The organism is Paenibacillus sp. AGC31 (genome assembly GCF_057334655.1).
Genome location: NZ_JBHFJH010000049.1, coordinates 269736 through 284597, shown reverse-complemented (window position 1 = coordinate 284597; position 14862 = coordinate 269736). Strand labels below are relative to the sequence as shown.

6 protein-coding genes are annotated in these 14862 nt (G+C 42.8%); 3 read left to right on the top strand and 3 right to left on the bottom strand.

Annotated features, from left to right (window positions below; translation table 11 throughout):
* Positions 1–55 precede the first annotated feature (55 nt).
* On the top strand, positions 56–8104 hold the full coding sequence (locus ACE04G_RS29800; RefSeq protein ID WP_486095409.1) for an immunoglobulin-like domain-containing protein: 8049 nt from the start codon (positions 56–58) through the stop codon (positions 8102–8104).
* A gap of 77 nt (positions 8105–8181) precedes the next feature.
* Here ACE04G_RS29800 and ACE04G_RS29795 read toward each other — a convergent pair whose 3' ends face one another.
* Together ACE04G_RS29795 and ACE04G_RS29790 are read right to left on the bottom strand one after the other, a co-directional pair.
* Positions 8182–9120, bottom strand: a complete 939-nt coding sequence (locus ACE04G_RS29795; RefSeq protein WP_449003938.1) for an FAD:protein FMN transferase — start codon at positions 9118–9120, stop codon at positions 8182–8184.
* Positions 9121–9129: 9 nt separating this feature from the next.
* Entirely contained in the window at positions 9130–10059 is a 930-nt protein-coding gene (locus ACE04G_RS29790) for a LysR substrate-binding domain-containing protein (protein ID WP_339307723.1), read from the bottom strand.
* Between the two features lie 180 nt (positions 10060–10239).
* Between ACE04G_RS29790 and ACE04G_RS29785 the strand changes: the two genes are divergently transcribed.
* Positions 10240–10854, top strand: a complete 615-nt coding sequence (locus ACE04G_RS29785) for an NADPH-dependent FMN reductase (protein WP_449003937.1) — start codon at positions 10240–10242, stop codon at positions 10852–10854.
* A 13-nt stretch (positions 10855–10867) separates the two neighbouring features.
* The gene (locus tag ACE04G_RS29780) at positions 10868–13318 is read left to right on the top strand and encodes a flavocytochrome c (protein WP_339307727.1); all 2451 of its coding nucleotides are present in this window, start codon (positions 10868–10870) and stop codon (positions 13316–13318) included.
* Positions 13319–13434: 116 nt separating this feature from the next.
* Here ACE04G_RS29780 and pdxR read toward each other — a convergent pair whose 3' ends face one another.
* A complete protein-coding gene (gene pdxR, locus ACE04G_RS29775) occupies positions 13435–14850 on the bottom strand; it encodes a MocR-like pyridoxine biosynthesis transcription factor PdxR (protein ID WP_339307729.1) in 1416 nt (471 codons plus the stop codon).
* Positions 14851–14862: the final 12 nt, after the last annotated feature.

Genomic DNA, 14862 nt, shown 5'->3' with positions numbered 1-14862 from the left:
TAGGTGAGAGATATGGGTTGTATGCTTCTGAAAATTAATCGAAGGGAAGAATGCTATGCGGAAGCAAATTACAATCCTAATGTTAGTTTTACTTATGACCTTCAGTAGCTGGTTCAATCTTGTTCTGCCATTTAGCAATCAAGCTTCAGCGGACACAATAACACCAACGATGTTGGCGCATTATCCATTGCTTGAGGATGTACAGGATATATCAGGTAATGAAAAGCATGGAACGGCCGTAGGAGACATTACGTACACCGATGGTCTCACTTTACCTGGGGGAACAGATAGTAATACGAACTACGTTCAGCTTCCTACTGGTTTGTTTGATAATCAAGAAAATACAACGATATCTGTATGGATCAAGAGCAACACAGGAAGTGGGAACTACTCAGCATTATTCTACGGTACTCCAGCAGCTGGCAATAACTTGCCAACGAATTACTGGATGTTTAATCCATCGAATCCAAGTGGCGATTTTAAGTCGGTATTTACGAATAACAATAATGTTGACCAGCCTTGGACGACTGAGGTAGGGGTATCAGGCACTTCAACGACACCGTACGAAGGTCAATGGGTTCACTATACGACGGTTATTACAGAACGCTCTATTGCAGGTTATATTAACGGTGTTCATATAGGCACGACCGCCAAAGAGAAAACAACTGCAAGCTTTGGTACTGATTTGCAGGCTTACATCGGTCGCTCCAATTATTTAGGGGATGCTACTTTTGCGGGCAGCTTTCAAGATTTAAGAATTTACGGAGAGGCACTAAATAATGAAGATATCGCTGTAGTATATGAACAATCGTTTAATGAAAAGCAAGTACAACAAGGCAAAATAGAGCTAACGTTAGGAGACATATCGGCAGTTACAGAATCTCTTGAACTGCCTACTGAAGGTAGAAATGGCGCAATGATCTCATGGACTTCTAGTGATGAGAGTGCGATCAGTCCAACTGGTGAAGTAATATTACGAGAAATCGAACAACAAGTGACGTTAACTGCAACCATTTCTTTGGGTGGAAGCCAGGCAACGAAGGAGTTCATGGTTACCTTACTACCTAAGGATGACTCTATTGAGCAGATTGCCGTTAAAAATGTTTCGCTTAATGAACCTACATTTATTTTATCAGTGGGGGACAGCGAGACATTAGTGGCTACTATTTCACCTTCAGATGCAACGAATAAAAGAGTTATCTGGACATCTAGTGACTCCAGTGTAGCGATTGTCAATTCAACGGGTAAAGTTACAGCTGTTAGTGGAGGTACAGCCACAATTACGGTACAAACTGAAGATGGAGAGTTTACAGCTACATCAGCCGTTACCGTTAAGGGAAAATCACTGAAAGATGATCTTATTCTTCATTACAACATGAAAACGACTGAAGAAGTAGACGGTCAACTCGTACTGAAGGATGTTGCTAATAAGGCAGTTACATTTGACGGAATATTTAGAAATCCAAACAATGGACAATTCATTTCAAACAGTGAGGTTGGCTTTGTTTCCTTCAATGGTGGAAGCTCTACATCTAATAGTGGGCATGTTGAGATTCCTAAGGGCTCAAATGGACTAGATCTACTATACGGTCTGAATGAGATTACAGTATCTTCAATCGTGAACTGGACGAATGATGGTACGAATCGCTGGATCTTCGGTTTGGGTACTGTATTAACACCAGAAAAGAACAAATATTTCTTCGTAACACCACGTCACGGTAGTGGATCAGGTAATATGATTGCTACAGGTATCTCTAAAAATGGCTGGCCAAACGAAGCACTAGTGACAGGTAGCGCAAACTCAAACCTTATCGGTGGACAGTGGAAGCATGTAACGGTGTCCTTCTCCGAAGCTAGAAATACGATAACGTTATTCGTGGATGGAGTTAAGGTTGCTTCGGGTAATGCAAAGGGACTAAAGCTGTCAGAAATTATTAATCCGGATGCTACTTTCTCTGGCTTTATCGGTAAATCAATCTTCTCAAACGATCCATATCTTCAAGGTAGCGTAGCTGATTTTCAAGTACATGATCGCGCGTTGACAGAGCAAGAAGTAGGCGAGTTATATCAACAAGAAGGAGCAACTCACATCTCAAAAATACGTCAGCTCACTGTTGATGATGCAGCGAATCAACTTAACATCAGTCGTTACTTAGGTGAAGGCGATAAAAGCACCGATAAGATAACGAGAACCGTTACATTACCAACAAGCGGTAAAAACGGCGTGAGCATTACTTGGAGTTCTAGTCATCCTACTGTCATTTCTAACCATGGCACTGTACAGCGTCCAGCTGTTCAAGCAGATAATGTTCAGGCAGAGCTTACGGCTACTTTAACGTATCAAGGCGTATCAACTACAGCTGTATTCCCTGTTACGATCTTGAAACAATTCGATGATCAGCAGAAGGTTGATCTGGACGCTGAACAAATAGAGATCTACAATGCTGACAACATTAAAGGTAACTTACGTCTTGTTGCTACAGGTGAACAAGGCTCCACAATTACATGGTTATCTAGCAAACCGGCTGTTTTGAAAGGAACGGCTGAAGCGGCTGGTGACGCTACACAGCTAGGCTGGGTAAGCCGTCAAGCTACGGATACGCCCGTTACGCTAATAGCTACAATTACGAGTGGTGCAGCTTCTAAACAGCTTACGTTTAACGTTACGATTAAACAAGCAATTGCGCCAGTACAGCATGATGCTTACTTCTTTGCATACTTTACAGGTGAATATGAGGGTGGTGAAGAGATATCCTTCGCTACAGCTGAAGATCCATTGTTCTGGAAAGGGTTGAATAATGGTAAGTCGATCCTTCAATCTGATATGGGTGAAAAAGGACTTCGTGATCCATTCGTTATTCGGTCACCAGAAGGTGATAAATTCTATATGCTGGCAACCGATTTGAAAATGGGCGAAAGTACAAATTTCGACCAAGCTCAAATTACGGGTAGTCATTACATGATGATCTGGGAGTCGGAGGATCTCGTTCATTGGAGCGAGCAGCGTATGATCGAGGTTGCTCCTAAGACTGGAGGAAATACGTGGGCACCAGAAGCGATCTATGATCCGGTAACTGGAGAGTATATCGTATTTTGGGCATCATCGATGAAAAACACAGAGACATATGGTGATTATAACGGAAGACCTGCAGGCCAGTACAATGTGATGTACTACGCAACAACAAGAGACTTCTACAACTTCTCTGAGCCAAAGGTCATGATTGATGAGTCACTTCCGACCATTGATACAACGTTTATTGAGCATAATGATATGTTGTACCGATTCACCAAATCAGAAGTAAATACTAAAGTGTATGTGGAGAAAGCACCAACTTTTTACTATGACAAGGACGGTATTGCAGCAAACGGCCTTCAATACGACGCTGTTCCGGGTACACGTGATAATAAACTTGGCTTGATCGGAAATAATGGCAACAACGAAGGGCAAACGATTTTTAAGGATAATAATAAAGACCAATGGTATCTGTTCCTTGATTCATGGCCATATCATGTCCGATATACAACAGATCTGGATAGTAGTATGCAATATATGAACAATGTACTAAGTAGTGATAAATATGCACTTCCGCCAGGACCACGACACGGAACCGTAATTCCAATCTCACGTGCAGAGTATGATGCTTTGCAAGAGAAGTATGCCTGGAAAGGTCCAGCACCATCAACAGACCCGGTTGTACATTACTCATTCGATGCAAATACAGTGAATGGTACAACGGTGAATGACATTTCTGGCAATGGTCATCACGCAACACTAGTAGGTGGAGCAACGATTAATGAAGAGGATCGTATCGGTAAAACGGGTGGTGCACTAGAGCTTAATGGATCAACAGGATATGTGAAGCTGCCAGATAACTTGATTCAATCCTTGAATCTTGAGAAGGCTACGTTCTCTACATGGGTTCAAATGGACAGAAATCAAGCAAATCAAAGAATATTTGATTTTGCTTCCGACACAGGCAGACAGGTTAACCGCAACACCATGTACTTGAGCACACAAGGTGATACAGGTAGTCTAGAGTTCGCTGTCGTAACCCCTTTTACAGAGAAATTTAGCAATGACAGCACGCGACTGGGATCAGAATATAAATATGCGGTGAGAAATTCTGGACTATTACCAACGAAGACTTGGCAGCATGTTGCAATTACAATGGATGAATTTGATGCAGTATTGTATGTGAATGGTCAAGAGGTTAAACGTAGCTCGACATTTAACGTTGAGCCGAGAATGTTACTGGAAACAACGATGAATTATATTGGTAAATCGAGAAACAGCTCTCATAGTTTATTTAATGGTAAATTTGATGATTTCCGTATTTATAATCGTGCATTATCCGTTGAAGAGATTGCAACATTAGCTGATGAAGACGTTACTCCTCCAGTAGAGCAGCCATCTGGGGCAGAGCTCATTCTTCACTACGATATGAATGATATCGATGGTGCGACGGTTATTGACCAAACAGGAAACTTCAATGGAAAATGGATGAATCCGTCTAAAGCAGAATGGATTCGTACACAAGATGCTGGTGTACTAAGCTATACTGGTGGCACAACTAACTCTTATGTAGAACTGCCACAAGGAGTTCTCGATGGTTTAACGGATATGACTGTTTCATCCATTGTGAACTGGAGCGGTAAAAACGCTGCGGAGTGGTTATATGCATTAGGAAGACCAAATAATAATACACACTATACGTATTTCACACCACGTTATAACGCTAACGGTCTGGCTCGCCTAGGTATCGCGACGAATGCTTGGAACAATGAGTCTTCAACTTCTACCACAGGCTTAAAGAATAATGAATGGAAAGTCGTTACGACTGTTGTTTCAGGCACGGATGGTACACTAACGCTTTATATTGATGGTGTTGCTGTTGCATCAGGCTCAACGAATGGAATGACACTAGAACAAATAAAAAATACTTCAGGCAGTAGTGGATCCATCGGTAAGTCATTCTATACAGCTGATCCTTACTTCGGCGGTTTGATTGCAGACTTCCAAATCTATGATGGTGCTATGACTGCGGCAGATATTACATCACTTAAGGCCCATGCAGATCAGAAGATTGCTTTAATGGAGGGCATGCTTGTATCGGCTGCGACAGAGAAATTAACGATTCATGATCTTCTTGCTTCTAATGCATCAAAAGATGCGATTATAAGCAATGTAACATTGCCAACATCAGGTGTTTATGGCACAACAATAAGCTGGACTTCAGATAAGGGGAATGTCATCTCAACTACAGGTGCCGTAACCAGACCAGCTAACGCAACAGGTGATCAAGTTGTAACGTTAACAGCAGTATTTACAGATGGTACAGAGACAGTTAACAAAACTTTTCAGTTGACGGTTAAGGCATTGCCAAACGATGTCACTTCTGTAGATGAAGCAAAAGCAGCACTAGTCGTTCATAACATTAATGATGTAAGAGGTCATATCGCACTACCAACATCTGGTCTATATGGAACAACGATTACTTGGGCTTCTGCACAACCAAAAGTCGTTTCAGTTACTGGAGAAGTAAAACGTCCGGTACACGGTAGTGGAAATGTAGATGTGAAGCTTACAGCTACGATTACATTAAATTCAGCATCCACTACGAAGGAATTTATTGCGAAGGTGAAGGAACTGCCTGCTGATGAAAAATATGCGGGATACTTTTTCACATATTTCACTGGAGAAGGTACTGCAACAGGTGAGCAAGTTTACTTTGCACTAAGTAACGGCAATGATCCGTTGAACTGGCGAGAATTGAATAATGGTAAACCTGTATTAACCTCTACCTTAGGGGAGAAGGGGGTACGTGATCCGTTCATTATTCGTTCGCCTGAAGGTGATAAGTTCTACATGATCGCTACCGATCTAAAAATTAACGGCAATGGTAACTGGGGTAGAGCACAGACATGGGGCAGTCGTTCCATTATGGTTTGGGAATCGAATGATCTAGTCAACTGGACAGATCAACGCATGGTAGAGGTTGCACCGGAAGAAGCGGGTAATACATGGGCACCAGAAATTATGTACGACAACACAACAGGTGAATATATTGTATTTTGGGCATCAAGAATGTTTGATGATGCATCCCATACAGGTGATGCTTATCAAAAAATGATGTATAGCAAGACAAGAGATTTCTATACGTTTACTGAACCGCAAGTATATTTGGATTATGGATATTCAATCATTGACACAACGATGATTGAGCATGAAGGAAAAGTGTATCGCTTTACGAAAGATGAGCAAAACAACGGAGCTTCTGCTCCATTTGGCAAGATGATCTTCCAAGAGGTGGGTGACTCGATCTTAGATCCAACCTTCAAGATGATTAATCAAGGCGTTGGTAACATCAAATGGGTTGAGGGTCCAACGATCTTCAAATCAAATACCGATAAAAAATGGTATTTATTCGTAGATGAGTTTGGTGGAAGAGGTTATGTTCCATTCGAGACAACAAATCTTGCATCAGGTGTCTGGACATTATCTTCTAACTACAACTTACCAGCCAGTCCGCGTCACGGAACGGTAATTCCAATTAGACAAAGTGAGTATGATGCACTCAACGGGAAGAACGTACCCGTTAGCGGAATTAGCTTGGACAAAACGACGTTGTCAATCGTAGAAGGTCAATCAGGGCAATTGACAGCTACGGTAGCACCAGCTAATGCAACGAAAAAAGCAGTAACATGGAGCTCTAGCGATACAGCTGTAGCGACTGTAAGTGCGACAGGTCAAGTAATAGCGGTGGCACCAGGAACAGCAAGGATTACAGTAACTACAGTGGATGGTGGTTTATCATCCAGCGCTACGGTAACGGTAACACCATCGATTGATGGAACACCACAAGCACCAAGCAGTGGTAATGGAAATGGTGGCGGTGACGGTAACATTCCTGCACCTACAGCACCACCAGCTCCAGGTGGAAGTGATCCAGTGGTACTGGACAATGGTCAAATACACATTAAGCCTGTCGTAAATGAGAGCGGTGCTTCTAAAGTGAAATTAAGTGCGGATACGGTGAAGCGTGCGCTTGATCAAACGACAGGCGGTAAGTTACACATGCAAGTTGAAGCTGATGCAAGCTTGAATGGGCTAACGATTGAGCTAGCAGTAGATGCGCGCTTAACAAGTGGATCTTCTACGGTAGATCACATCGAGATCAACACAGGCTCTGCAGTCGTAACCGTGGCAACCGAACTGCTTGGAACAGGAACAAGTGCGGGGAAAACGTTAGGATTGTCGATTAAGAAAATCGCAGCTAATCAATTGCCAGCTGGCGCACAAGCTCAGCTGAATGGTGAGGTCGTATACGATATTGAGCTAACGATTGATGGCAAGAAACTTACACAGTTTGATGGCAAAGATGATCTCGTGATTGAATTGCCATACACACTAAAGGCTAACGAAAAACCAAACAACGTCGTTGTATACGATGTGAAGGACAACGGAGAGCTAAGAGTGGTGACGAATGGTAAATACAATGCAGCGACAGGAAAAATAGAGTTCAAGCCAACGTATCTGAGCAAGTATACGGTAGCGTATGTTGCAACGAGCTTTAAGGATGTGAACCAAGACTGGGCGAAGGACGCGATCTCAGCATTGGGAGCAAGAGGCATTGTGAAGGGTGTAGGCGATGGAGAGTTTAATCCGAATGGTCAAGTGACAAGAGCAGAATTCATCACCATGCTGATGAAGTTGTTTGATCTATCGGATGAGAGCGCAACGACAAGCTTTAGTGATGTGAAGCAAGGAGCATGGTACCATGGAAATATCGCTACCGCGCAGAAGCTGGGGATTGTGAACGGGAAACCAAATGGACGATTCGGAGTTCATGAGAACATTACGCGAGAAGATATGGCGGTTATGGTATACAAGGCTGTCCAAATTAAGCAACTGGCGTTAGTAAGTGGTGAAGCTACAGCCTTCAAGGATGAAGCAAACATCGCAAGTTATGCGAAGCAAGCGGTAGAGGCAATACAGGGAGCAGGCATAATAAACGGTGTAGGTAACGATGAGTTTGCACCGAAGAAGAATGCTAGCCGTGCAGAAGCAGCAGTGATGATCTATAATTTGTTGGGTTTGATGTAGACACTTTAAGTATAAGGCAGTTACTATTGATTCACTCAGATAATAAAGTTGGGCGGAAGAACTTGTTCCGTCCACTTTTACCTAAATACGGGCTCAATTCTTCCTCTAAGATTATCTGTATAGGCCAGATTTCCATCCGTCGTGATTACGGCAGCCTCGATATCCTTCATTTTATTAACTTTATGAATAATGGAGACCGCATCTAACCCAAATAATTCTGTAGTATATATATCACAGTCGAGCGATCTATCCGCAATAATCGTTAAAGAAGCAATATTACTTTCGATGGGATAGCCTGTCCTGCTGTTAAATATATGATGGTACTGACCCCCTTTCTTCTCTAAAACTCTCTCGTATATTCCTGATGTAACGACGGATTGCTCCCGTATACTAACGAGTGCTGCTGCATTTCCTCTAGGTAAAAAGGGATTTTGGATTCCGACTTTCCAATGACTGGACCCGGTGGGAGAATCGCCATGAACCAGAACATTGCCGCCCATATCGACCATAGCTGATACAGCTCCGTTTTTCTTGAAAAATGCCATCACTTGATCGGCAAAATAACCTTTAGTAATCGCTCCAAGGTCGATTTCCATGCCCTTTTTGGATAAATGAACCGTTTGCTGCTCATCATCAAGCTGTATATGCTCTGGATTCAAGAGCTTCAGCACTGCTTTAATCTCGGTATCTTCCGGCACATGTGCCTCGCGGAAACCAATTCTCCACAGTTTGATCAAAGGCCCTATCGCAATATTTAAAAATGAATCTTTATTCAGGCTGTGTTCTTTGCCTATCTTAATAAGATCATACAGTTCCTTGTCTACTCTAAGCGGATGTGATGCGGCTTCTTTTTTTAACATGGCAAGCTGCGAGTGCTCACTGTTGGCACTAAACACTTGTTCATAATGGACGAGCATATTCACGGCTTCATCGGCAAGCTCTTCAGCATCTGTCCCCTCGATATAGAGGGATATGTTAGTTCCCATGAGTGGTACCGTTCTCGTAAAAGGTTTCATGATAGCCTCCTATATCGCACATTGTTGTCCGTGATTGAGAAAAGTATGGATGAGGTCATGATCCACGCTATTCAGCTTTTTTGCTTCATGATGGGCTATAAAATAATCCAGACTCATCTTCTCTACAGGGATTGGATAGATGTTGTATTCCGAAGGGCACTCCTTGATATGGATACTTTCAGGTACAAAGGTCAGACCTAAATTATGCGTTGCCAGCTTCAGTACCGTGTAGATTTCATTACTTTCCATAACGATATTAGGCTGTACCTTGTAGACACTGAGCAATTGATCAATCTGTTTTCGGATTGCCGAACCCTTGGACGTTAGAATAAGCTTTTGATTCAAAATGGTGCTGATCTCAATCGTGCCCTCCGGGATAACTGCAACATTCTCTTGATATAATTCGCAGCAACGCGGAATGATGGCCTGGTAACTGTGTCTGCCCCAGTTAAACGAGTTCAGGTTAGGGGAGATACTGCTTGAATTTTGCCCGATCCAGAAGTCCAACTCATTATTTTGGAGACGTTTCTCATTTTTTTCAGGTAAATCCTCGACAAGATTAATTTTATAAGCAGGATGAAGCTCCAGAAAATCTGGTAGAAAAAGGGGTGTTAAGTAAACACCAAGGCTTGGAAGAATGCCGATCCGTAACACTTTATTGTCGATATCCGATATATATGAGATTTCCCTAATAAGCTTGGCGTAGCTATGTTCGAGTGACGTTAAGTATTGATAATATATTTTCCCCTGCTCGGTTAATCGGTACGGAAGTTTGTTACGAGTGATTAGCTCACAGCCCAACTCAATTTCGATTTTCTTGATAACCTTTGTGAGGTAGGGCTGAGATATGTATAGAGATTGGGCAGCCCTGCTATAGTTACTGTATTTCAATAGGCTGTCAATGTAACACAAGATATCTTGAGATTCTAACTTAGACATGTTCCTCACCACTTGTGAAAAAAGTAACAAACTTTGAATTTGAGGTGATTATAACAAATTAGTTATCAAACTGCAATGAATAACTATTAGATCATTTGAGCTTTGATATGTTAGAGTTAGGCCGAAAGATTGAACCTGACAGTTACTAACATCATCTCGAATGACAGAGAGGGGATTACGATGAACTATTTAGCTATCGTGGGCACGAATTCGGATGTGTCAACGAACCGGACGCTACTTCAATTTATGCAAAAGCATTTTGCTAGTGAAGCCCAGATTGACTTGTTTGAAATCAAGGATATGCCTGCCTTTATTGAAAAAGATGAATTAGAGGATGCTGAAGTTGATATTCCTGTGAAGGTACAAGACTTATTAGATCAAATCTCTAAAGCGAAAGGTGTCATTATCGCTACTCCTGAGTATGATCATGCGATTCCTGCCGTGTTGAAAAGTGCGCTGGAATGGATCAGTTATACCACTCAAACCCTGAAAGACAAGCCTGTTCTGATTGTGGATGCTTCACATGGTGCACTCGGTTCTTCCAGGGCACAAGCGCATCTTAGACAAATCCTGGATTCGCCTGAGCTTGGTGCGAGAATGATGCCTAGCAGCGAGTTTCTTTTGGGAAAATCACAGAGTGCATTTGATAGCAATGGTAATCTCATTAACGCTGACAAAGTGGCGGAGCTTGCCGAAATCTTCAATGAGTTTGTTTTGTTTACGGAGATCACTACGGAACTGTTATCAAAAAGGACGTTGAAGAAAAAAACGAAAAAATTTTCCTGGCAAGAGTAGGGGGCTAATCACAATGAAAATCATAGCGATCGTTGGCACAAATGCAAAGAAATCGTATAATCGCAAGCTGCTTCAGTTCATGCAAAAGCATTTTGAGTCCAGAGCAGCCATTGAAATTCTCGATATTACAGATGTTCCGATGTTTAATCAGTCCGATAACCATACAAACAGTGAAATTATACAATCGTTTAATGAAAAAATTATAGCAAGTGATGGTGTCATTATTGCGACTCCAGAATATAACCATTCCATCCCTTCATCCCTTAAAAGCCTGCTGGAATGGTTGAGCTTTGAAATCCATCCGCTGGCTGGCAAACCCGTGATGATCATAGGTGCGTCCCAGGGAACACAAGGTTCCTCGCGTGCACAGTTGCATCTTCGTCAAATCCTGGATGCACCGGGTGTTGAAGCCAATGTGATGCCAGGGTATGAGTTTTTACTTGGAACTGCACATAAAGCATTTGACGAATCAGGTGACCTGAACAATGAAGGAACGATTGATTTCCTGGAAACATGTTTCCTGCGATTCCTTCGGTTTGCCAAAATTTCAAATCAGCTCAACGAAGAAGAGGAGTTTACCTACAAACCCGGTGTGTATGAGATCAATGCCATAGGTCACAGTGGCAATCTTCCGATGAAGGTATCCTTTAGTGAAAATAGAATTGAAAGCATCGATATCGATTCGAAGGGTGAAACCGAAGGCATCGCCGATGTTGTTTTTGTAAGAATTCCGAATAAAATCATTGAGGGACAGACGCTGAATGTAGATGCTCTCTCAGGTGCTTCTGAAACCAGTAATGCTGTCATCAATGGTGTAGCCAAAGCGGTTAAGCTTGCCGGAGTGAATCCTGACATCCTGAAAAGACGTCCAAAACCTGCTAGCAGCCAGATGAAAGATGACGAAGAATACACTTGCGATGTGGTCGTTGTAGGTGGAGGTGGCGCAGGACTCAGTGCTGCTGCTACAGCTTTACAACAAGGAGCAAGTGCGATTGTACTTGAGAAATATCCGGCTGTTGGGGGAAACACGATCCGTTCAGGTGGTCCTGTCAATGCTGCAGATCCTGTATGGCAACAACAGTTCACTGAGAATCCAGGGGAAAGACAGACAATTGAGAATTTATTGAGTACGGATGAGAGCCTGGTCCACCCGGAATATATCGATGATTTCCATGCACTCAAAGAAGAGTTTACTGCGTATCAGGAAAAGTTCGGCACAGAAAAGGCTTATTTATTCGACTCGCCACTTCTTCACAGAATGCAAACGTATTTTGGGGGCAAACGAACGGATCTGAATGGAAACACGATCTATGGACAATACGATCTGGTCAAAGTACTTACAGACCGTGCCTTGGAAAGTGTAACGTGGCTTGAGGATATCGGGGTTGAATATGATAAGAGTATCGTATTTGCTCCAGTGGGTGCTCTTTGGCGCCGCGGCCATAAACCTGTCAAAAGTTATGGCTCTGCCTTTATCATTGCACTTAGCAAATATGTAGAAGAGCATTCAGGAAAAATGATTACAGATAGCCCAGTCAAACAATTGATCATCGAAGATGGAAAAATAACAGGTGTTATCGCAACAGGTGTTAATGGTCAGAAAATCACCATTCATGCCAAAGCCGTTGTGCTTGCCAGCGGCGGTTTTGGTGCAAATACACAGATGCTCAAGGAATATAACACGTACTGGAGCCATATTGACGATGATATCAAAACAACAAATTCCTATGCGATGACTGGTGATGGAATATCGCTAGGTAAGAGTGCAGGAGCAGCGCTGACAGGCATGGGCTTCACTCAAATGATGCCTGTAGCTGACCCGGATACGGGCGAGCTGTTCAGTGGATTGCAAGTACCTCCTGAAAACTTTGTCATTGTTAATAAAAAGGGAGAACGATTTGTTAATGAATTCTCTGGACGAGATGTCTTAACAAAAGCGGCTATCGAGCAGGGAAGTTTATTTTACCTGATTGCGGATGATGAGATCAAGAAAACCGCAGCGAACACAAGCCAGGAAAAGATAGACCTTCAAGTCGAAGCAGGTACCTTGTTCAGAGCCGATACGTTAGAAGAGCTGGCCGTGAAAATCAATATGGAACCTGAAGTTCTTAGAAATACGATTGATAAGTATAACTCATATGTGGATGCGGGGTTTGATCCGGAGTTCCATAAGGATACGTTTAGCTTAAAAGTTGAGAAGTCTCCATTCTATGCTACGCCTAGAAAACCGGCGGTTCACCATACCATGGGCGGAATCAAGATCGATACCCACACTCGCGTATTGGATGAAAACGGTCAGCCAATTGCACATCTGTATGCCGCTGGGGAAGTTGCAGGAGGTATACATGCAGGCAACCGTTTAGGCGGTAATGCCTTGACGGATATCTTTACTTTTGGACGAATCGCTGGTAAGACTGCTGTTGATGAAATGAATGATGTAGAGAACATCAAAAAAGAAATGTAGATCACTCCAGATTCCATATGTAAAGAACCCGCTTAACACAAGGATTTTCAAGTGTTTTGCGGGTTCTTTCTAGGTGAAAATGGTTTGGTTGTGTGGTCGTAGTCACACGAATGTTCTCAGACCCCAAACCAAGCCCGGTGAAGGGCATATACGCCTTCTGTAATATCCTCAATACTCAATCCACCAAAACCAATCTGAACCATGGATTGCTCCGCTTGAGCTGGTTGCACCCAAAAGGGGGATACCGGGTAGACCTGAACACCTTCTTTCTCAGCAGTAGCAATCAGCTTGTGTTCATCCATTCCGTTATGTACTCGCAACAAAATATGAAGTCCTGCATCCTCACCAATGATGGTAACTTGAGCACCCATCATCTTTTGAAGCATTGAGATGAGTGTGAGTTGCTTCTGTCGATATACCTTCCTCATCTTGCGAATGTGGGCTTCCCAATGCCCATTACTCATAAACAGTTCTAAGGTGTTCTGCTGAAAATGAGAGACCGTTTGATCATATAATCGGTAGTCTTGTTTACGGTGTAGCTCTAACATGGTCTGTGGTAGAACCATATACGCAATACGTAATGAAGGCAGAAGGCACTTTGAAAATGTCCCCAGGTAAACGGTTCGCTGTTGAGTATCCAGGCTTTGCAGGGAAGGTATCGGTTTGCCGACATATCTGAACTCACTATCATAATCGTCCTCAATAATGATCCCATTCTGGTCTGTTGCCCATTTCAGTAATTGCATTCTCTTGGCGAGCGGCATGACCATTCCATAGGGGAACTGATGTGACGGTGTAATGTAGACGATGCGGGAATTGCTTTCGTATAACTTGCGGATATGAAGCCCATCGACTTCCAGCGGAATAGGGTGAATGTTTAGACCTTTATGTTGAAAAACCGTCCGAACACCGTCATATCCCGGGTCTTCCATCGCGATCCCATGACTAACGTCACCTATTAATCCAGATAACACACCGAGCAAGTACTGAACACCAGCTCCAATTATAATTTGATCAGGTGAACAATTTACTCCCCTAGAGCTGTGCAGGTAATTTGCAATTTCCGATCGCAACCCCGGTTCTCCGAGCGGATCACCATAAGAAAACAACTTCATTTGGTTCTGGAGCAAGCTCTGATTGGATAACTTGCGCCAAGTGGCAAATGGAAAATGCTCAGCATCTACGTCACCATAACGAAAATTGTATCGAATCTCGGGGCTATCCTGAATAATGTTTTCCAACCAATTTGTACTCACTACGTGGGATAGGGGCAATGCTTCCAGCTTTAAATCCATGATGTATAAGCCACTCCTTGGCCTGCTCTGGACATAACCCTCAGCCAATAATTGTTGATACGCCATATCCACTGTATTACGGCTAATGTGGAGGTGGCTGGACAGTGAGCGAATAGAGGGAAGTCGAGTATGGGCTGGTAACTTTCCGTTCAAAATATCTTTCTTAATATAGTGATAAAGCTGAGCGTATAACGGATCTCCAGACTCTCTGTTCAACAATAATGTCAAATCAATCATGTTAATCCTCCT

What these genes read in the sequence shown, in the direction of transcription:
- pdxR (WP_339307729.1), bottom strand. Translation starts at nt 14,850, where the DNA reads ATGATTGATTTGACATTATTGTTGAACAGAGAGTCTGGAGATCCGTTA.
- ACE04G_RS29785 (WP_449003937.1), top strand. Translation starts at nt 10,240, where the DNA reads ATGAACTATTTAGCTATCGTGGGCACGAATTCGGATGTGTCAACGAAC.
- ACE04G_RS29790 (WP_339307723.1), bottom strand. Translation starts at nt 10,059, where the DNA reads ATGTCTAAGTTAGAATCTCAAGATATCTTGTGTTACATTGACAGCCTA.
- ACE04G_RS29780 (WP_339307727.1), top strand. Translation starts at nt 10,868, where the DNA reads ATGAAAATCATAGCGATCGTTGGCACAAATGCAAAGAAATCGTATAAT.
- ACE04G_RS29795 (WP_449003938.1), bottom strand. Translation starts at nt 9,120, where the DNA reads ATGAAACCTTTTACGAGAACGGTACCACTCATGGGAACTAACATATCC.
- ACE04G_RS29800 (WP_486095409.1), top strand. Translation starts at nt 56, where the DNA reads ATGCGGAAGCAAATTACAATCCTAATGTTAGTTTTACTTATGACCTTC.